At 60.8% G+C, this 20880-nt stretch carries 18 protein-coding genes; 12 read left to right on the top strand and 6 right to left on the bottom strand.

Annotated elements, in window-relative coordinates:
* Window position 1 precedes the first annotated feature (1 nt).
* The 3 genes from CAQUA_RS07000 to CAQUA_RS07010 all read right to left on the bottom strand — a co-directional run bounded on the left by CAQUA_RS07000 (window position 2) and on the right by CAQUA_RS07010 (window position 5384).
* Entirely contained in the window at window positions 2–3052 is a 3051-nt protein-coding gene (locus CAQUA_RS07000) for a DEAD/DEAH box helicase (protein ID WP_196823912.1), read from the bottom strand.
* 122 nt (window positions 3053–3174) lie between these two features.
* On the bottom strand, window positions 3175–4050 hold the full coding sequence (locus CAQUA_RS07005; protein ID WP_196823911.1) for a trypsin-like serine protease: 876 nt from the start codon (window positions 4048–4050) through the stop codon (window positions 3175–3177).
* Window positions 4051–4349: 299 nt separating this feature from the next.
* On the bottom strand, window positions 4350–5384 hold the full coding sequence (locus CAQUA_RS07010; RefSeq protein WP_196823910.1) for a trypsin-like serine protease: 1035 nt from the start codon (window positions 5382–5384) through the stop codon (window positions 4350–4352).
* Window positions 5385–5550: 166 nt separating this feature from the next.
* Between CAQUA_RS07010 and putP the strand changes: the two genes are divergently transcribed.
* The 3 genes from putP to CAQUA_RS07025 are packed head-to-tail and all read left to right on the top strand — an operon-like array spanning window position 5551 to window position 8555.
* Window positions 5551–7212, top strand: coding sequence for a sodium/proline symporter PutP (gene putP, locus CAQUA_RS07015; protein WP_196823909.1), 1662 nt, complete (start codon window positions 5551–5553; stop codon window positions 7210–7212).
* Window positions 7213–7218: 6 nt separating this feature from the next.
* A complete protein-coding gene (locus CAQUA_RS07020) occupies window positions 7219–8037 on the top strand; it encodes a GmrSD restriction endonuclease domain-containing protein (RefSeq protein WP_196823908.1) in 819 nt (272 codons plus the stop codon).
* 5 nt (window positions 8038–8042) lie between these two features.
* The gene (locus CAQUA_RS07025) at window positions 8043–8555 is read left to right on the top strand and encodes a DUF2269 domain-containing protein (protein WP_196823907.1); all 513 of its coding nucleotides are present in this window, start codon (window positions 8043–8045) and stop codon (window positions 8553–8555) included.
* A 554-nt stretch (window positions 8556–9109) separates the two neighbouring features.
* Here the strand turns inward: CAQUA_RS07025 and CAQUA_RS07030 are convergent.
* The gene (locus CAQUA_RS07030) at window positions 9110–11557 is read right to left on the bottom strand and encodes a DEAD/DEAH box helicase (protein WP_231375344.1); all 2448 of its coding nucleotides are present in this window, start codon (window positions 11555–11557) and stop codon (window positions 9110–9112) included.
* A gap of 46 nt (window positions 11558–11603) precedes the next feature.
* On the opposite strand from CAQUA_RS07030, the gene CAQUA_RS07035 reads away from it, so the two are divergent.
* Window positions 11604–12431, top strand: coding sequence for a hypothetical protein (locus CAQUA_RS07035; protein WP_196823906.1), 828 nt, complete (start codon window positions 11604–11606; stop codon window positions 12429–12431).
* Between the two features lie 45 nt (window positions 12432–12476).
* On the opposite strand, the gene CAQUA_RS07040 is transcribed toward CAQUA_RS07035, so the two are convergent.
* Both CAQUA_RS07040 and CAQUA_RS07045 read right to left on the bottom strand, forming a co-directional pair.
* A complete protein-coding gene (locus CAQUA_RS07040) occupies window positions 12477–13691 on the bottom strand; it encodes a sensor histidine kinase (protein WP_196823905.1) in 1215 nt (404 codons plus the stop codon).
* The gene (locus CAQUA_RS07045; RefSeq protein WP_231375343.1) at window positions 13688–14368 is read right to left on the bottom strand and encodes a response regulator transcription factor; all 681 of its coding nucleotides are present in this window, start codon (window positions 14366–14368) and stop codon (window positions 13688–13690) included. The genes CAQUA_RS07040 and CAQUA_RS07045 overlap by 4 nt, the downstream gene beginning before the upstream one ends.
* 70 nt (window positions 14369–14438) lie before the next feature.
* On the opposite strand from CAQUA_RS07045, the gene CAQUA_RS07050 reads away from it, so the two are divergent.
* The 8 genes from CAQUA_RS07050 (at window position 14439) to CAQUA_RS07085 (ending at window position 20757) form a co-directional block, all read left to right on the top strand.
* The gene (locus CAQUA_RS07050; protein WP_196823903.1) at window positions 14439–15659 is read left to right on the top strand and encodes a DUF418 domain-containing protein; all 1221 of its coding nucleotides are present in this window, start codon (window positions 14439–14441) and stop codon (window positions 15657–15659) included.
* A gap of 74 nt (window positions 15660–15733) precedes the next feature.
* Entirely contained in the window at window positions 15734–16738 is a 1005-nt protein-coding gene (locus CAQUA_RS07055) for a trypsin-like serine protease (protein WP_231375342.1), read from the top strand.
* Window positions 16739–16901: 163 nt separating this feature from the next.
* Entirely contained in the window at window positions 16902–17114 is a 213-nt protein-coding gene (locus CAQUA_RS07060; RefSeq protein WP_231375341.1) for a Trp family transcriptional regulator, read from the top strand.
* A 24-nt stretch (window positions 17115–17138) separates the two neighbouring features.
* Window positions 17139–17483 carry a hypothetical protein gene (locus CAQUA_RS07065; protein ID WP_231375340.1) on the top strand — a complete coding sequence of 115 codons (345 nt, stop codon included), beginning with the start codon at window positions 17139–17141 and terminating at the stop codon, window positions 17481–17483.
* A 22-nt stretch (window positions 17484–17505) separates the two neighbouring features.
* Window positions 17506–18855, top strand: coding sequence for an IS256 family transposase (locus CAQUA_RS07070; RefSeq protein WP_196823902.1), 1350 nt, complete (start codon window positions 17506–17508; stop codon window positions 18853–18855).
* 101 nt (window positions 18856–18956) lie between these two features.
* The gene (locus CAQUA_RS07075; protein WP_231375339.1) at window positions 18957–19799 is read left to right on the top strand and encodes a Mu transposase domain-containing protein; all 843 of its coding nucleotides are present in this window, start codon (window positions 18957–18959) and stop codon (window positions 19797–19799) included.
* Window positions 19781–19993: a hypothetical protein gene (locus CAQUA_RS07080; RefSeq protein WP_231375338.1), complete on the top strand. Its 213-nt coding sequence runs from the start codon at window positions 19781–19783 to the stop codon at window positions 19991–19993. Before CAQUA_RS07075 ends, CAQUA_RS07080 begins: the two co-directional genes overlap by 19 nt.
* A complete protein-coding gene (locus CAQUA_RS07085; RefSeq protein WP_196823901.1) occupies window positions 19990–20757 on the top strand; it encodes an ATP-binding protein in 768 nt (255 codons plus the stop codon). Before CAQUA_RS07080 ends, CAQUA_RS07085 begins: the two co-directional genes overlap by 4 nt.
* The last annotated feature ends 123 nt before the right edge of the window (window positions 20758–20880 follow it).

Consider the following 20880-nt stretch of genomic DNA (forward strand, 5'->3'; position numbering starts at 1 on the left):
TTTACCCCTGCTTCCTGTACGTCATCAGGCGGCGCAGATCCTCCGCGTCAAGCTCCGTGATCCAGCCTTCACCTTCACCAACAACTGCGCCCGCGAGCTGGAGCTTGCCGTCCAGGATGTCCTGGATCGACTCCTCCAGCGTGCCCTTGGTGATCATCTTGTACACCTGCACATTCTTGTTCTGGCCTATGCGGTATGCACGATCTGTCGCCTGGTTTTCCACCGCGGGGTTCCACCACCGGTCCATGTGGATCACCATCGATGCGGCGGTGAGGTTGATCCCCGTTCCGCCCGCGCGCAGCGAGAGAATCATCACCCGCGGCCCGTCGGTAGTAACGCCCTCGCCGCCGCCTCCAGCACCCGCTTGGAAGTCATCCACCATTTTCTCCCTGGCCGTCTTGGTCACGCCGCCGTGAAGGAACGGGACCTCATGGCCCAACCGCTGGGACAGGTACGGCTGCAAAATATCGCCGAACGCCTTGTACTGGGTGAACACCAGCACGCGCTGATCGGTCTCAATCGCTTGATCAATGAGTTCCATGAGCATGGCCACCTTGCCCGAGCGATGCCTGCCCTTGTCGGTCACAGCTGACCCATCACCCAAAAAGTGCGCGGGGTGGTTGCAGATTTGCTTAATCCGCGTAATCGTCGTCAGCACCAAGCCCTTGCGCTCGATCCCCTCACGCTGGCCGAGCTGCGCCTCCATGTCCTCGACGAGCGCAGTATAAAGCGCCGCTTGTTCCTTGGTCATGTCCACCGGGACAACATGTTCAATCTTGTCCGGCAGGTCATCGATGATCGCGGGATCAGACTTCAACCTGCGCATCACAAACGGCGCGGTGAGCCGCCGCAACCGTTCCTGCATCGCGTCCGCCAGCTGCTCATCCCTGCGTGACTCAATGGCTTTTGCAAAGTGGTTACGGAAAAACGTCGCTGAGCCCAAAAGGCCCGGGTTCACAAAATCAAGGATGCTGCGCAGCTCACTCAAGCGGTTTTCCACGGGCGTTCCGGTGAGCGCAATGCGGTGCCGCGCCGGAATCGCACGCACGCTTCTCGACGCCTTGGTGGCCGTATTCTTAATCGCTTGCGCCTCATCCAAAACGACGTGGTCCCAGCTAATCTGCGCCAGGTCCTTGTGATCACGGCTGGCCACGCCATACGACGTGATCACTAGATCAGCACCAGCGCACTTATCGACGAGAGCCTTGCCCTTGGCCCGCGATGACCCATGATGGACCGCGACGGTGAGATCCGGCACAAACCGCGCCGCTTCTCGCGCCCAGTTGCCCACCACCGATGTCGGGGCAATCACCAACGTCGGGCCGGTGCTGGTGCCGTGCGCACGCTCGACTGCTAAAAGAATGAGCAATTGCAGGGTTTTGCCCAACCCCATGTCATCGGCCAGCACGGCCCCTACGTTGTTGCGGGACATGAAGTACAGCCAGTCCACCCCGCGGCGTTGGTAATCCCGCAGCTCCGCCTCCACCGTTTCCGGGATGTCCTGGCGCTCGGGCGCAGGCCTATCAGTCCCGCCCACAAGACTGGTGATCCAGCCAGCATCCCCCGTGATTTCCACCGGGTTGTCTACTGCTGATTCAAGCGCAAGCTGGCGCAACTCCCGGGCGGTGATAACGCCTTCTTCGACTTCTTTACCGGCGAGCGCCTCCATGTACTTACGCGACGATCGCAGCGAGTCCGTATCCGCCATCACCCACTGGCCGCGCAAGCGGATCAGCCCGGATTTGGAGGCAATCAGTTTCCTCATTTCCTCCTCGCTCAGCTCGATGTCCCCCACGGACACCGACCAGTCGTAGGTAAGCAACTGGTCAAAGCCAAGCTTCGGCGCCTTCAACGAATCCGGCCCGTCCGCCTCACGGCTGATCTTCAGCCGCGCCGTAGTCTCCGCCTTCGACCACGACCGCGGCAGCATCAACGGGATATTGTTCACCCGAAGTCTCGGCGCGTGCGTGGCCACCAGCTCCGCGACCTCCGCCGTGGTGAGGTAACAATCCCAGTCCCCGTCCTCCGGCGATGCCGGACCCGCCGCGTAGCCGACATCAATGCGGGAACCGCCACCATCACCCACATCCGCACCGAAGCCCGGACCGACCCCCTCTTCCCACAGCATGCGTGGGTGCTCCATCGGGTCCAGCAAACTCGTAATCGAAATCGCCTTATTCAGCTGCTCGCGCAGCGCCGCGATCACCGCCGGATCCAACCGGTCCAAGCGGATCGGCTGCGGCGCATCAGTACCCGCGCGCACGCGCGCACGCACTGGCCAACGAGCGGTCTCATAATCCTCCCACGGCTCCTCCACGATGAACACCAGCTGCGTATTCACCGCCGTGATCGACCCGTTCCACTGGTTCAACGCACGCGCCACGTCCGAATTACCACGGCGCAGCGGCTCCGATTTCAACAGCGATTCCGCGAACTCATGCCATGGGTACGCCCGACGCATCTCCAACAGCGGCGCCAACCGCGTGGACACGATCCAGTGCACGAAAGTGTGCGCTAGATCTTCGATCAACTCAGGGTTGTTGATAGTGATTACTCCCGGCGCGGCGGAGACCATATCCGCCAACCAGGTCCGTTCGTCCAGACCAGCGCCGAGCTTCCACTGCGGGTACCACTGCGTCGATTCATTCGGCATGTGCACGCTCACGCGCCCAGCGTTGATGAACCTGTTGAGCCCCCGGTAGAGGTGGATGAACCACAAAAGATCCGGCGCGATCGAGCCCTTGTGCACCGCCGTAACCCCGGGGCCGGCCTGATCAACGTGGACGAGCTGATCTAAAAACCGCACCGTGTCTTCCGGTGAGAGCGCCGCCGACGGGATCCGCAAAGTGAGCTCTTTACCACGCGGTGTGCGCAGCTTCACCGGTTCGCGCTGCCGGAACTTCGCATCATTGAGCATCGCCTCAATCCCCGGTGGAAACGTCCCCGACGGAACCTGCGATGGCAGAACCAGCTTGTGGCCTTCCACGCGTTCCACCCACACGCAAAAGCCAGACTGGCTCAACAGCAGTCCGTGCAGGAGGAAATTAGGCATAGATTCTTTTCTACCACCCGCCCCCGACACCGGATCTTCCACAAGAAAATCCACAACAAAATTCACAGCACAATCCGCAACACAATCCGCGGATCAGAAGCGCTTATCTAGTTAGCGCCTAGTTAGCGCGCTGCTGCCATAAACATCGCGCCACCAGCAGCCATCAGAACGATCGCGAGCACCGCAACGACGATTCCCACGATTCCGCCTCTGCCTACTGTCGGCGAATTCACCTCGTCACTGGCCGTGGTAGCGGCCTCTACCACAGAACCAAGGGGGACCACACGCATCTCCGTCGCGCTGATGCGGAATGCGCCCTCCAAGTACACATCGAGGAAGTGGTTCAACTGCCTCATTGTGATGTCCGGGCCGTCGCTCGGCAGTGAAGCGCGTTCAATCTTCCGGCGAGTCCCCTCGGCGTCGTAGAACTCCGTTGCCCCGGAGTAGATGCCCACAAATCCTTTACCCGGAACAAAAACCGTGCCGCCCGAATCACCTGGTTTTCCAGCAGTATTTTCGAAAAACACCGAGTTGTTCACGTTGCCCACATACGGCGCGCACGACACCTTGTCGGTCGTGCCGTGGGACGAACTGCCGCGAACGCACAGCGTGTCTCCCATGACAAGATCCTCTAAGGGCACGATCGCGTCACCAGAAAAGGAGTTATCTCCAAGGTTCACGCTGGGATCCCATTTGATCACGGCCCAATCGTTTGACGTGGCATCGCGATCAAAGCTTAACGACGGTTCCAGCGTCCCCGCCTTCACCTTCCTTCCGCTGGAATCTTTCAAGAACACATCTTCACCGAAGACCCCGCAGTGCGCCGCGGTAAGGCTGGTCCGCGACACGTGATCGTTATACGCGATCGTGCACCGCCCCGTGCCGCCCGCGCTGTAGAAGTCATAACCCTGCCGCGCTTCAATAGTGACCTTGGTTGCCTGCGACGCCCAGTCAACAATTCCTGCCGATGCTTCAGGTACAGCGATAAGCGGTGTCACGATAGACGCCGTTGCTAAAAAAGTTAGTACCGTCCTTGCGGACGCCCCCACGCGTGACATTGACTGCCTTCCGTCACCATCATGTTTACCGGTTCATGATATGTAGGAACGCACGAAAAACCACCGCTGAACAGCGGATACCGGATATTCTTAAGCAATTATTGGATGCTTCTTGGACTTGTGAACTTCGCGCTCAGTGAACGAATATAAAAACAAGTTTTTCTCTTAGTGAAACCACACTATTTGGCCACCCTAACTCCGTCCCCAATCCCCGAATCCAACCCCGGGAGCTAAAGGCGCTACTTGGTTAGGGCCTCGGCGATGGCGCGTTGTTCGGCGCGGGATACGGGAGCGCCGTTGCCGATCATGGAGACGCGTTCGAGGCGGCGGTCGCCGTTGTGTACCTTCCGGTGTTCGTTGTGTCCGGAATAGACGCCCACGAAGCCTTTGCCCGGCGCGTACACTGCGCCGCCGGAATCACCTTGGACACCACCGCCGCCGTCCATGAACACTGTTGTGCGGACGCGGCCTGCGTAGCGCCCGCAGCTCACATTGTTGGCGGTCTCCTTGTGGCTCGCGCTGCCACGCAGACACAGTTTGTCGCCGATATCGAGTGAGTCGGGTGAGATAATCGCGTCGCCAGAAAAGCCGTTCTTGCCATACGTGACGCGGCTGTTCCACTTAATGCGGGCCCAATCATTGGTGTTGGTGGCTTTGTCGTACGCCGAAGACACTTGGAATTTCCCGGCCAGCGCCCACTCCCCTTTGGAGTTCTTCACGTACACGGCATCGCCGTTGTTGCCACAGTGAGCAGCAGAGTATCCGCTCCGGTTGGCCGCGTCGATGTAACCGACAGTGCAGGCGGATTTGGCGCGCTCCGCACCAAGCTTGCGCGTACTAAACCGCGTTCCCTGCTGGACCAGAAGCGGCGCGCGTCCTGTTTGCTTCCGCGAACGCACGGGTGGCTCCGGAGCACCATCATCAACCAGTTGATCCACATTCGCTTCATCAAAGGACGCGGAAGCATCAACGTCTGCGGCCGCAGGTTCCGGCGCCACCGGCGCTTCCAGCTCAGTGCCCTCAGCCATGTCCGGTTCGGGGGTAACAACTTCAGGCACAACGCTTGTCGACGGAGCCTGCTGCACCGTGGTCACCACCGCGGGCGTGCTGTGGGCCGTACTCGGTGGCGTAGGAGTAGGCGAATCCGATGGCGTCGCGGCAAAGGTAAACGCCACCGTCGCGGCGGTGCAGGCGGTGAGAGCCCCGGAAAGAAAGGCGAGGCGGGCATACCTCGTGCCCCGATCCGTGCCTTTTCCATCGCGCGTAGTCCGCATAGTCTGTGACCCTACAAGGTGGAACCAATTTTCACACCCGCCCACGGGCCCGCGCGGGCGGAAATCCGATCCCTGCCCGATAATGGTCACGCATGTCGGGGGCATTCGGTACGCTTAATGAAACTTTTTGCGTAAGGCTCCGCGTGGAGCGTGAAAGGGAAACCGAATGACAGACAACACTTGGATCATCATCGCGGTGATTTTGTACTTTGTCGTGATGCTCGCAATCGGGTACTACGGCTGGCGTAAAACCTCCGAGTATGACGACTACGTGATCGGTGGACGCAACCTCCCGCCGTTCGTGGCGGGAATTTCTGCCGGCGCATCGGACATGTCAGGCTGGCTGCTCATGGGCCTGCCGGGCGCACTGTTCGTGGCCGGCATGAGCGAAATCTGGATCGTCATCGGTCTGTTCATTGGTACGTGGGCGAACTGGCAATGGATCGCACCGCGTTTGCGCGCGTATTCCGAAGTGGCCAATAACTCGATCACGCTGCCGAGTTTCTTTGAAAACCGCACGCATGATTCCTCCCGTGCGCTGCGCGTCATTGCCGCGCTGATCATCATCTTCTTCTTCACCTTCTACGTTTCCTCCGGCATGGTGGCTGGTGGCCGCTACTTCGAATCCACGTTCCAAGGTGACTACCTCACCGGCATGCTCATCGTGGGCGCAATCACGGTGGTCTACACCTTCATCGGTGGCTTCTTCGCTGTGTCCTACACCGACGTGGCGCAGGGTCTGCTCATGTTCGCAGCGCTTCTCATCGTCCCGATCATGGCTCTGTTTGCTATCGACAATCCCGGCGACATCTTCTCCTACCCGGTGGATAACGCCTACGGCCCGCACCCTGATGGCAACCCGGACTTCTTCAACATCATCGCTGGCACCACCGCGGCGGGAATCATCGGCAACCTGGCGTGGGGCCTGGGATACATGGGACAGCCGCACATCATCACCCGCTTCATGGCGCTGCGCAGCCCGTCTGAGGCCAAATCCGGCCGCAATTCCGGCCTGATCTGGGTGGGTTTTTGTTACATCGGCGCCATCTTCACCGCGATCATCGGTGCAAGCTTCTTCGGTCAAACCCAGCACTCCGTTGTGGACCGCGAAGGGTTTGAAACCATCTTCTTGGACATGACCCGCATCCTGTTCCACCCGCTGTTCGCCGGTCTGGTTCTCACCGCTGTGCTCGCAGCAATCATGTCAACGATGTCTTCCCAGCTGCTGGTCACCTCGTCGGCGTTGGTCGAGGATCTGTTCAAGGTATTCAGCAAAAAAGAGCCGTCGCAACGCATGCTTCTCATCTCCTCCCGCGGCATGGTGATCGTTGTTGCAATCATCGCCATCATCATGGCGGCCAACCCGTCTGACACGATCCTTAACCTGGTCGGCTTCGCGTGGGCCGGCTTCGGTTCCGCGTTCGGTCCGATCATCATCGCCTCCCTCTTCTGGCGTCGCCTGACCTCACAAGGCGCGATGGCTGGCATGATCACCGGCGCGGTCACGGTGCTGGTGTGGGGCAACGTCGATGCACTGAGCGGCCTGATCTATGAGATGGTTCCGGGCTTCATCCTGGCCACCATCGCTATGGTTGCGGTCTCGCTTATGACTCAGCCGAAGCCCGGCGTGGACACGGAGTTTGACCGCCACTTGGCGGTCACCGATTACTCCATGGAACACCCTGACGCCACGTTCGAGGAAGCTTTCAACGCCACCGCTACCCCGGGCGAGGAGCTCCACGTCAGTAACAAAGGAAGTGGTAATGGAAGCACCGCCCAGAAAAATCTTGCCGGCGAAGGGAACCTTGGGGGCTCCCGCGAAGTCTAAATAGGTATGAAACAGTACCGTCCTGACCCACGCTTCCAACCGCACTTCGAAACCCCTCCCGCGCCTCCCCCGCACGCGCCACTCATTGCGCCACGCGGGGGCAGCACCGCGGTTCCGCGTCGCGCACGAAAGCGCGCACGCGAACGCTTATCGACGCCTTACAAGCTCCTCCTCGGCATCCTGATGATCGCAACGCTGATCGTCATCCCGTGGCCTCTTCCCGGCCGCGACGGTGTTGAGATCGCAACCGTCATCCCCGTCCGCACAGATGTCCCGGGATACAAACGCGCTCTGTTCGCGGAAACCTGGGGAACACAACCCAACGGGTGCAACACCCGCGATTACGTGATGGCTGTTTCCTATGACCAACCGTCGTGCATGCAGCGCTACTCAGCGTGGTCCACGACCTCAGGCGGTAAGGATTCGATCAAAGACCCGTACACCGGCAAACCCCTTCCACCCAAGGACGTGGAAGTGGACCACCTCTATCCCATCTCAGCCGCGTGGGACATGGGTGCTAACACGTGGCCTGCGGAAAAACGCCTGGCTTTCTACAACGACCCAGACAACCTGGTTGTCACCGCAAGCGAGGTCAACCAAGCGAAGAAAGACATGCTTCCCGCTGAATGGATGCCCCCGCGCGCGGCGTCACGGTGCGCGTACTCCAAGCAGTTGGCCAAGGTCGCGAACAAATACGATCTTCCCCTGTCTCGCGCCGACGCCGCGGTGATGAAGAGCTCGTGCGCTGGGCTACGCAATGCGTTCTATCCTGACCGCGTACCTAACCTGCCCTCGGGCAGCAAACAATTGCTTCGCATACACTGACCAACATGTTTGAAACCGTTCTTACAATCCTCCACGTCGGTGCCGCGATCCTGTTGCTGGGTCCGGTCGCCGTGGCAGTGTCCATGTTCCCCCGTGCTGCGGCTGATGCCCGCAACGCTGGACCTGAGTTCGACGGCCAGCATGGTCGCGGCGGCGGCCAGCGATTCGTCGGTCAAGCTCGACTGCTGCACCGCATCTCCCGTTCCTACGGCATGATTTCTATGCTGGTGCCGCTGATCGGCGCTGCGGTCCTGTTCCTCGACTGGGATACCTACAAGTCCCAGGGCCAGTTCCACGCTTCCCTGGCCCTCGCGCTTATTGCCTGGCTCCTTTTGCTGTTCGTGGTCATCCCGCAGCAGCGCAAACTGATGGGCGCCCTTGGTGAACTTGACCCGTCCGAAGCCGACCCGGAAAAGGACTACACCGACGACTTTGAGAAGTCCAAAAAGACCGCCACCATCGCCGCCGGAATCTTCAACCTGCTGTGGGTGATCGTTCTTGTCTTGATGTTCATCTAGAACTGACCCCCCCAACAGTACCCAAACGCGGTTTCCCACCCGTTTAGCTTCAGCCGACCGCCAATGCGGTCGGCCTTTTTAACGCTAACGTTTTACCGAAGGAACTGCCGTCCCAGCTGAAGCACCAGCGGGATCAAGATGAACCCCCGTTCGCGAAATTTGTATCCAACTATCGATACTCTTCTTAAACACGCAGGTCACCGAGTCAAGGGTTTTTGGCAACACATCAGCAAAGCAAAATTTCGCGAATCACCCCTCCGCAAAGCTTGACGACGACCCGACACTCACCGCCCCAGCACCTTAGGAAGCCCACATTTTGGACAACCTGCCGCCTTGGACGAAGGCCTCGCCCCGTGCGGTAGCCGTGGAAGCAGAGCTGTTCGGTTGGTCGGACCTCCGGGGAGCTGCGCAAATCCCGCGTCCAAGCCCAAAAACCCCCACCCTTCTGCCGCATGTATACGCAGTAGAAGGGTCCTTTCTTATTTCCTGGGCCAACCCGGCCCATATGGAAACTGGGACATCGAGTTGGAATTCAACCCGACGTCCGAGAACCCCTAATCACGCCAGCCCTTCTTCTTGTTGCGCCCGCGATCGCGGGAATCCCAGTCACGGTCCCGGCCACCGCGGTAGCCGCCGCGATGGTCATCGTCGCGGTCGCGGTAGCCGCCCCGGCGGTCGTCGTCACGCCCGCGGAATCCACCGTGGCCACCTCTGCCGCCGCGGTTGTCGCGATCATCGCGGTCGCGGTAGCCACGATCGCGGTAGCCTCCACGGCGGTCGTCATCGCGGTCACGGTAACCACGATCGCGGTAGCCTCCACGGTCGCGGGACGGGGCGCCGGTGTCGCGCTTGATGTTGATTAGCTGGCCGGAAATGCGGGTATCGCTGAGGCGATCAAGCACAGCCGGGTCGAGGTTCTTCGGTAGTTCCACCAGGGAGAAGTCGCCGCCGATGGTGATTCGGCCGAAGTCTTTGTTAGTCAGCCCACCTTCGTTTGCGAGCGCACCGACGATGCCGCCGGGGCGGACGTGCTGGCGCTTACCCACGTCAAGGCGGTAGGTGTCAAAGTTCTCACTGTCTTGCTGGCGGTCGAACTTGCGGCCGCCACGGTCGCCTCTGTCATCGCGGTCGAAGCGGTCGCGCTTGCCGCGGCCGCCGCGATCACCACGGTCACGGTCAAAGCGATCCTCACGGTCCCACTTTTCGCGATCGCGCCTGTCCTTCTTGGACTTCGGCTGCTCCTTCATTAAGAACTCGGCCTCACCCTGGGCCTGGGCGGCAAGGGCGGCTGCGATGTCCTCCATGGCCACGCCGTTGGCCTCAGAGTAGTTCTGCACTAGTTCTTTAAACAGGTCGATCTGCTTTGCGTCCAGGGAGGCCGTGATGGAATCCGCAAACTTCGCCTTGCGGGCGTCGTTAACCTGGTCCACGGTCGGCAGGTCGACTTCCTCGATGCGCGCTCCAGTGACTTTTTCAATTGAGCGCAGCATGCGGCGCTCACGCGGGGTGACAAACAGCAGCGCCTTACCGCTGCGGCCGGCACGACCGGTGCGTCCGATGCGGTGCACATAGGACTCGGTATCGCGCGGGATGTCGTAGTTCAAAACGTGGGAGATGCGCTCCACATCCAAGCCACGGGCGGCAACGTCGGTGGCCACGAGGATGTCAATGCGGCCGTCGCGAAGCTGATCGACGGTGCGTTCGCGCTGCTGCTGCGGAATGTCACCATTGATGGCTGCGGCAGCGAATCCCTGCTCACGCAGGTTCTGCGCAACTTCCTCGGTGTCGTTCTTCGTACGCACGAAGATGATCATTGCCTCGAACTCGGCGACCTCAAGGACGCGGGTCAAAGCATCCATCTTGTTGCGGCCCGGCGTGAACAGGTAGCGCTGGGAGATGTTGGTGTTGGTGCGGGTCTCCGATTTCACGGTGACCTCTGCCGGATCATCGAGGTACTGCTTAGAGATCCGGCGGATCGCATTCGGCATCGTTGCCGAGAACAGCGCCACCTGCTTCTCATCCGGGGTGTCTTCCAGAATGCGCTCCACGTCTTCCTGGAAACCCATGTTGAGCATCTCATCGGCCTCATCGAGCACGAGGAAGCGCAGGTTAGAGATGTCCAGCGAGCCACGCTCAAGGTGGTCGATCACGCGCCCTGGCGTACCGACGATGATTTGTGCCCCGCGACGCAGCCCCGACAGCTGCACGCCATAGGCCTGACCACCGTAAATCGGCAGGATCGAAATGTTGCCCAAGTGGTCCGCAAAGGACTGGAAGGAATCCGCGACCTGGAGCGCAAGTTCGCGCGTCGGCGCCAGAACCAGGGCCTGCGGGTGGCGCTCATCCTTGTTGATTCGGGACAGAATCGGCAACGCGAACGCGGCGGTTTTACCCGTACCGGTCTGTGCCAGACCAACAACGTCCCGACCTTCCATGAGCAGCGGAATCGTCTGTTCCTGGATCGGCGACGGGTTTTCAAAGCCCACACGCTCCACGGCAGCAAGCACATTCGACGGCAGGCTTAACCCAGTAAAGCCCTCGCCGTCTCCGTCCCGAGATTCATCGGCGTCATCGTCATCGGTGTCATCATCGGCGTCACCAGCGTCATCGCCCTCGACAGTCTGGGCAGCGTCATCGCCCTCGACAGTCTCGGCAGTGTCGTAGCCCTCGGCGTCGATAAGCGGGCCCTCGGGCTCCACCTGGATTTCCGGCGTCTCGGAGTCTTTGCCAGCTTCGGCTTCGTCCACGATGGGGCCTTCGGGCTCCACCTGGATCTCGGGGAGTTCGGTGGCGTTAGTGCTCGAGTCGGCACTGTCGTCGGTGCCATCGGCAGTCTCTTCTGCCAAGCTATCGTTCAAGTCGGATCCGACGAGATCGTCCACTGTGAGAATCTGCTCCGTGGTCTCATCGGGTGTGTCTGTCGCTTCTGCAGCGTTTACATTCTCCTGCGCGTTGTCGACATCCACACTCTCGTCGAACTGCGCGTTCTCATCATTATTCATCGTGGCCTAGCCTACGCGAGATAGCCGAAAGGATAACATTCTTACTGTGAGACGTCGCTTTTATGCCATTTGTGCACTGGCCACTGTTGCGATGGTGGGTTGCTCCCGCAGCGAGCCGCTGGAAGAACCTGAATTGACTACGCAGTCACGCACCCAAGTGCAGGAAACAGTCACGGAGTACACGAGCGAAAGCAGCCCTGCGGACGGTCAGGGCACCGTGTGCGGAACGGCGTTTTCAAACTTCTCACAGAAGACCTACGACATCGTGGTCATCGGGGGTGAGGCGCGTTGCGACGAGGCGATGACGGTGGTCACTGATTTCCTGTCCGGAAACTCGCGCGCGATCAAGGACGGGGATGAAGCGTGGCAAGCAATCAACGGATGGCGGTGTGGCCGCGGTGTCGATGTCGGCGAGGTTGAACCCGGCGGTTACACCATGAACTGTTGGAACAGCCGAACCCGCGTTGCGTTCATCCACTCCGGCGGAGAAGTTTCCGAAGCACCAGCGGCAGAGCCGGCCCCGGCATTCGACCGAAAATATGCACCGTCCGGTGTGGTGTGTGGGGACGTGACAGATCAGGTCACTGGTGAAACAAACGCGGTTGTGACCGTGCGACACGAAGTCGATTGCGATGCCGCGATGGCAACGTTTACGGACTACCTGTTCGGATCCCCATCCGGCGAGCCGCCGTTCGGGTCCGGCGCGAGGTGGGAAGCGCCCAACGGGTGGGAATGTTACAAGGGCTATCACCTACAGGGTGATCCCGAAGCCCACGTGCACATGCGTCTATCCTGCGGTCCGTACGGAGAACCCGCCGTGGCTTGGATTCCCCACGACCGGATTAGCGACATGATCGTTGAGGACCGGGACTAGCCCGGAACTCACCTGGGACTGGCCCGTGACCGGCCCTGGCCCAGCTCAGTCGCGGGTGGGCAGTTGAAGGGACGCGATCAACCCACCGCCGGGTTTCCCGCTGAGAGTGAGTGCGCCGTTGTGGGCGGTGCCGATGGCGTCCACGAGTGCTAGGCCTAGGCCGTGGCCGCGGTCGCCCACACGGGACTGGGCGCGGGTGAACGGTTCGGTCAGCTGGGCGATCACCGCGGTTTCCAAGACCGGGCCGTCGTTGCTGACGGTGATAACCGCTGGGCCGGAATCCCCTGTTGACAGTTCCGCGCGCGCGGTACCCGCGGTCCCGTGGGAGGCGGCATTAGCAAAGAGGTTGTCCACGGCGTGGTGCAGCAAAATCGCGTCTCCGGAGACGGTGATTGGGTGGTTCGGGACAACAGCGGGGATGCTGTGGGCGCTGGCGGAGTCACGGAACAAGGCAGACAGGTCAACCGTTTGGCGTTGGATGCGTCCGGTGGTGGCCTGGGAAAACGCGAGCAGCGCGCTCACCATTTCCCCATTGTGGGCGGTGACTTCCCGCACGCGGGTGAGTGTCTCACGGAGCTCGTCGGTGGTGGCATCGGGATCAGATAGCGCCACATCCGCCATGGTCTGGATCGTGGCAATCGGGGTTTTCAGTTCATGGGACGCGTTCGCGGCGAAGCGACGCTGGGATTCCACATGTGATTCGACGGATTCCAGCATCGCGTCAAACGCAACGGCTAAGTCACCGATGTCGTCCGCGGGACCGGAGTAGTTAATCCGGTGGGACATATCCCCAGCAGACACACCGCGGGCAACGTCCGCCATGCCGCGCACTGGGCGCAGCGCATAGCCGGCGGCAAACCACCCAATAATGCCGGATAGTGCAGTCATGAATAACAGCGTGACCAGTGAAGACGTCACCACCACGCGCAGCAGCGCATCAGGGAACGGCACCGCCGCATCAATCACCGCGTCGTCGGCGGGGACTCCCCCACCATCCACCGAACCATCAATCGGACCATCGATCGGAACATCAATCGAACCATCAATCGGACCGTCAAACGAACCAGGCGCAGGCGCCCCCGGAAACACCGCGGTAAACGGCACAGGGGTAAGCCGCAAATACAGGTACACAATCGCGGTCAATGACAGGCCCACCACAAGTACCGTCGCTACGAAAAGCAGCGTCACGCGTGCCCGCAAGGACAAGCGGTTGCCGGACCCCGTCAGCGCTTCGTCGCGGCGCGCGCTCCCCACGCTCATTGGTACGCCGCCTCCGCCACGTAGTACCCCGCCCCGGGCATGGTGTGGATGATCCACGGCTCCCCCAATTTGCGCCGCAGGTGGGAGATAGTCACGCGGATCGAATTGGAAAACGGATCGGCGTTTTCATCCCAGGCTTCCTCCAATAATTCCTCTGCGGAAATCACCGCCCCTTCGGCGTCGATAAGCGTGCTCAGCACTGCGTACTCCTTGGGGCTTAGCCGAACCGCCTCCCCGGCGCGGGTGATCTGCCGCGTAGAGGTGTCCACGCGCACATCACCGATAGCAACCACGGACGTCCGGCGGGGCGCGTGGCGGCGCATCAGCGCGGTAATGCGCGCGATGAGCTCCGGCACCTCAAAAGGCTTGGTTAAGTAGTCATCTGCACCAAGGCCAAAGCCATCGACTTTGTCGTCCAAGGTCGCGGCGGCCGTGAGCATCAGCACCTTGATGTGGGGGTGTTCACGCGTAATCGTGGCGCATACGTCGTCGCCGTGAATGCCAGGTAGGTCGCGGTCAAGCACAACCACGTCCACTCCCATGCCACTGTGCGCAAGGTAGGCCACCGCGTCATCGCCGCGCAGCGCGGTCTCTACCGCCCACCCCTGCCGCGCGCACACTTTCGCGATCGCTTCGGCCAAGTATTGTTCATCCTCAACCACCATTACCCTGGGCATCTGCATCCCTCTCACAACAATTTTTCCGCGTTAACGCTCTCGCAACATGGCGCATTTTAGTCTGTTGACCATGCCAGAAAGTTTCACCACAACACGGCCTGTGGAAAAAGTGTCTACACCCTCGCCGCGCGTACGCGTCACCGGCGTGGACATCGCCCGCGCGGTCGCGCTCATCGGCATGATGTTCGCGCACCTCACGTTGCCTGCGGGAATCGCCGGCATGCTTCTCGACGGTTTCCCTTCGGCCGGTTTCGCATTCCTCGCAGGTGTGTCCATGTCGCTTATGGCGCGCCGGGCCGTGGCGTCCGGCGGACGCGCGCTCGCGGTTCAGCGGCACCAGTTCGCTGTGCGCGGCGCGATGCTCATGCTTTTCGACGCCCTGTTGGTACCGTTCGCTGGCGATATCGCGGTGGTCCTGCTGCCGTTTGGTATTTGCTACATCGCCCTGGCCCCGGTCGTACGGTGGCGGACAAAGAATCTTGTCTGGCTAGCGGTTGCTTTGACCGTGCTCTCAGCATGCGCGAGCTTGATCTTCTCTAGCTGGTCAATGGCCTTCCAAACGCCTGAGAACACCTCAGCTACCCCGCACGGCGGCATCCTAGATGGCATCGCCTACTTCCTCCCTGACGTGTTGGCGCCGCCCTACCCGCTTTTGGAATGGGCTGCACTGATGGTCATGGGCATGATCGCGTGGCGAGTCATCCTCGCTCCCCTAGCATCCCGCACTACCGCCACCGGCACCACCGCAACCGGCGCCACCACCGCCGCAGCTGCCACCACAACCGCCCCGTCCCCCCAAGTAGATGTCCGCCCCCGCGCCGCGGCGGTGATCGCCGGCGGGTTAATCCTGGCCGCGTTCGCAATGGTGGGACGCCACTACCTCAACCCGGAATCCCCCGGCTACGGGTTGTATGACCCCAATGGCCACACGGGCGGGTTGATCGCCGTGCTTGGTGAGGCCGGCATGGCCGTCGCCGTGGCCACCTTCTGCGTGTGGATCGCCTCGACCCGGATCGCCACCCACAGCATCGGGGACCGGCTGCTCATGCCGCTCTACCGCATGGGACGCATGCCCTTGACGATCTACGTCCTGCACGTGATCACCGCAAACTTCGGCCACGGCACCGCCTTCGCGATTGTCAGCGCCTTAGCCGCCATCGCATTAGCCACCGCGTGGTTCACATTCTTTAACCGCGGACCACTCGAAGCGCTACTGCACCGCACCTGCTCCGCCGCCAGCCGGGAGGACCTCCCCGGCCGCCGGAATATCGCCCCTCAGCTTGCTGCGTAGCCGCACGGCACAAACCCCGTACAAGCCCCGTACAAGCCCCGATTTATAAACCACATACCCGAAAAGGAGACCCCATGACCACGTCCAACGCTTTCCGCTCAACCTTCGGCACGGCAATGCGCGCCACAGCCGCCGTCGGTACCGCCACCGCTATCGCTGGCATCGGCGTGCTCACCCCGGCTGCCGCGATGGAATCGGACATGTTCGCTGTACCCTCACCGGAATCCAACGCCGTTGTATCCGTACGCACCCAGGATTCTGATGCGCAGGAGGGCGTGTGCACCGGCGTGGCCGTCGCCCCGCACTGGGTACTCACCGCCCGCCACTGCGTGGAGGGCTTCCCCAAGGTTGAGGGCTCCGTTCGCACCGGCCAGGGCGACAACCAGCGCTACTACGACGTTGACCGCTGGGAAGTCGCCCACAAAGGTGACATTGCCATGCTCCACACGGTCGAAGACATGATGTTGGAGACCTACCCCAAGGTCTCTGACGCGGTTCCGTCCGTGGACGGTGAAGTAGACATCTACGGCTGGTCCTCCGACGGTTCCGGCGGCACCACAAAGCTCCCCACCGCAAAGGGCAACGTGGATAAGGAAACCCCGATGGCACTCTTCGGCGGCGACAAGGCCTTGGAGGTCTCCCTGAAAGACGGCGCCAAGATCCAGCCGGGTGATTCCGGCGGCCCGATCTTCACCGACAAGGCCGTCTCCGGCGTGATGAGCGCCGGCCTGTTCTCCGACCCCGAAAACCCCAGTGAAGAGGAGCTCAAAGCCAACCCCCGCGTCAACGTCACCCCCATCGCCGACCAGGTCGGATGGATCAACACACTGACCAGCGAGAAGGAAGTCGCTCCGCAGGACCGCATGCCTCAAACCGGCAATGAGACCACCGACGGCGAGCAGCCTGCAGGCGGCTTCAACCCCTGGTGGATCGCCGCCGGCGGCGCCGCCCTTGCCATCATCATCGGATTCCTTGCCTACGACGCAAAGCGCAACTCTCGTCGCGTCGCCCAAGCCGCCACCAAATCCGAATCCCAGGCAGAGAGCATCGAGGTCCCCAAAAATGAAACCGAGGCATAGAACCCGATTCGGTTTCACTGTTGCGACCGGCTAGTTGGTAGCGGTTTGGTCACTTTCGGGTAGCGGTTTAGTGGGTATCCGGTAGCGGGGTTGGCGGTGGCGGGTGATGCTTTCGGGTGATTGCACCACAGGGGTGTAGCCGGTTACCGGAAGGAGTCCGCTGATGACGGATTACCGGGCGGTGATGAAGCTGCTTGTGCAGCAGCGTTCGTACCGCCAGATTGAACAACAGCTCGGGTGCTCGCACCGCGCGATTTCCCGGTCGAACCAGGTGCTTCGATCCCTCGGGATTCGCACCGTCGACCAGGTTTTGGCGCTGACGGATGATGAGCTCGACGAGTTATTCGTAGATGGGCGCAGCACCGGCCAGGGCTAATTCGTCCCCATCGATTTCGATGCGGTGGTCAAAGCCCGCACGGGGCGCAACAAGCAGACACTGCAAGTGCTGTGGGCGCGCTACACCACCACACCTGCTTTACCTGGCCAGCTCCATTACAGTTACGACCGGTTTCGCCAGTTGGTGGCGTCCCATGTCGACGCGGCCGGTTTGACCGCACGCATCACCCACACTCCGGGGCACACCATGCAGGTGGATTGGGCAGGCACCAAGATGCGCCTGTTCGACCCTGACGGCACACCGGGGATCAAGGTCAGCGTGTTTGTCGCCTCAATGCCGTATTCCGGGATGATTTTTGCCCTCGCGTGTCCAGAAAGGGTGTCAGGAAGTTTGTGTGTGAGGCTCTGATCTAGAAGGAGTTTCACCGATAATGACTACGGTGTCACCGAAGAAAAGCCATGACCCGGCGAGGGTCAACGAGATCAGCGAGAAGCTGATGGAAAATCCTGAGCTCGCCAGCTTGATCAGCGAGCTGTCGGCTTCCGCTGATGATGCCAGCGAGCTGGTCAAAGGCCTGCTGCAGGCATCAATCAACGCTGGTCTGCAGGCGGAGATGGATGCGCACTTGGGCTATAGCCATTCCGACCGCAAGACGAAAGCCCAGGTGGAAACCACACAGAGCAGCAATCACCGCAACGGGTCGTACACCAAAACCGTCAACTCCGGGTACGGCGCGGTGGAAGTGACCGTGCCCAGGGATCGTGCCGGCACGTTTACTCCCCGGATGGTGCCCAAGGGCGCACGCCGGCTCACAGAACTCGACGACATGATCATCTCGCTCTACGCCGGCGGGATGACAGTGCGCGATATCCAGCACCACCTCGCGACCACGCTCGGGGTGGATATGAGCCCGGATACGATCAGCACCATTACCGATGCGGTGTTAGACGAGGTCATGATCTGGCAAAACCGCCAGCTCGACGAGTTTTACCCGGTGATCTTCCTCGACGCGCTACGCGTGAAAATCCGCGATGGCCACCGCGTGGTCAACAAAGCCTGCTACATGGCGGTTGGTGTCGACATGGACGGCATCAAGCACATCCTGGGATTGTGGATCGCTGAAAATGAAGGCGCCGCATTCTGGGCATCGGTGTGCGCAGATCTGGCCAACCGCGGGGTCCAGGACGTGTTCATTGTCTGCTGCGACGGGCTTAAAGGCCTGCCGGAAGCCGTGGAGGCAACCTGGCCGAATTCCATGGTGCAGACCTGTATCGTGCATCTGATTCGGGCTGCGAACCGGTGGGTGTCGTATCAGGACCGCAAGGGAGTTTCCCGGGCGCTGCGTGAGGTCTACACCGCTCCCAATGAGGAGACGGCACGTGCCAGCCTTGATGCTTTCGAGGCCAGTGAACTGGGCCGGAAATACCCGCAGTCGGTCAAAGTCTGGCGCGACGCTTGGGAGCGGTTCGTGCCGTTTCTGCAGTTCCCGCCTGCGGCCAGGCGGGTGCTCTACACCACCAATTCGATCGAGTCGCTGAATGCTGAACTGCGTAAAGCTACCCGTAACAGGGGCCAGTTCCCGAACGATACCGCGGCGCTGAAGACGCTGTGGTTGATGATCTGCAACATCGAGGACAAGCGCGCTGCGCAGCGGGCGAAGAAAGCCAAGCGCGACGTTGAGTGCAACGGCTATATTGAAGGAGCGAAAGCCACCGGGTGGAAACAAGCCATCAACCAACTAGCCGTGGCTTACCCCGACCGATTCGCGGACTACTTGTAAACCAAGCCCCCGCACACAAAGAATCGGACACCCTCTGTCCAGATGAGCGCCAGCATTCCTGGCTTGATGCCCACCACCACGCGTTCGCCTACTTCGGGGGCGTGCCTGAGGTTGTGGTGCCGGATAATGCCTCGACTGCATCGAACGCGATCAGCGCGGCGGATCGAAACCGCAAGGTCAACGACACCTACGAGCAGTTTTTGGAGCATTACAACGCCGCAGCACTGCCCACGAGGTCGAGACGGCCGAAAGACAAAGCCAATGTCGAAGCTGCAGTCAAGATCGTCACCCACAAGGTCATCCACGCACTCGATGGCCACCAGTGCGTCGATCTAGACGAGCTCAACACACGCATTAAACAGCTGGTTGACCAGATCAACCAGGCGGTGCCGTTTCGTCACCAGCAGTCAAGCCGCAGGGACATTTTTGATGCGCATGAAAGACACCTTTTGACATCACTTCCCGATACCCCGTGGCAGCGCACCGAGTGGAAACGCGCCAAGATCGCCCCGGATTTCCACATCACCGTAGCCAGCGTGAGGTACTCCGTGCCGCACCAGCTCGTTGGTCGCACTGTCGATGTGCGCATCACCGGGCAAGTGCTCACGGTCTTCGATGGTGGCCGTGCCGTTACAACCCACACGCTTGCCCACACCCGCGGGGCGTATGTCACCAATACCGACCACATCCCGGCGAATATGGATCACACCCAAGGACTGTGGACGAGCGATTACTTCCTGCGCGAAGCCCAAAAGATCGGCCCGGCGACACGCACCGTCATTGAGGAAATGATCGCGGCGAAAGCAATCCCGCCCAGGCGTACCAATCGTGCAGAAACGTGCTGTCAATGGGCAAACACGCCAACAAGCTCGTGTTGGAAGAAGCATGTAAGCGCCTGGTCTCCTCCGACGGGACCCGCCGGGCCGTGTCCTACACCGCGGTGAAGAACATGATGGCCGTCGTACGCAAAGAAGCCGCAACCCGACCACACGGCTTGAACCAACAGGCACCGGCCACACCCGCACATCCGGCCCACGCACCCGACGCTGCCACTCGCGACACCAGTGGCGCCTACCTCGGTGGCGCAGCACAGTTCAGCCTGGACAACCTCACCAAGAAAGGAACCACAAAGCCATGACCCCACCGACCCCGCCGCAAGAGCGCTTCCTCGACGAATCCGTCCTCGCGGACTTCACAGCGATGCGCATGACGGCCTTCGGCAAAAGCGTCATCGACATCGCCAACGACCCAACCTTCGACACGTGGACCTTCTCCCAAAAGGTGCTCTACGCACTCGACAAAAAAGTCGCGGCCAGACGCGAACGCCGCATCAACAAACTGCTCAAGGCATCACGATCGCCAAACCCCGATGCCTGCCTCGAAGACGTCGTCTACGCGCCTGACCGCAACATCAACCCAGAACAAGTCAGCCGACTCGCTCACGGACAATGGTGCCACCTGGGCCAAAACATTGTCATCCTGGGCAAATCCTCAGTCGGCAAAACCTACCTCGCCCAAGCACTGATCACCGCAGCATGCCGCAACGACTACTCCGCCAGGTTCTACCGCACCGACATGCTCGCCGCGCACTTCGCAGTGATGCCGCTTGACGACCCAGCCCGGCTCAAACTCACCCGCGAGTTGATCAGCGTCGATGTGTTAGTCCTCGACGACTTCCTCACCACCCCAGTCGACGCCGCCACCGCGCACCTGCTCTTCAACATTCTCTCCGAACGAGAAAGCAACCGATCAACGATCGTGACCTCACAGTTCACCCCGCAAGATTGGTACAGATCTATCCCGGACACCGTCATCGCCGAGTCCATCCTTAACCGACTCATCGCCGGCGCCGAGATCATCACCCTTGAAGGACCAAACATGAGACTGGAAGCTAACCATTAACACAAAACGCTTGAGTGGAGACCGCTACCGGATCCCCACTCAAGCGCTACCACGAACTCACCACACCGCTACCATTTCGATCTTCTAAACAAATCGCCAGTCGAATAAGAATTCGCAGATATC

Source organism: Corynebacterium aquatimens (assembly GCF_030408395.1).
Taxonomy (GTDB): domain Bacteria; phylum Actinomycetota; class Actinomycetes; order Mycobacteriales; family Mycobacteriaceae; genus Corynebacterium; species Corynebacterium aquatimens.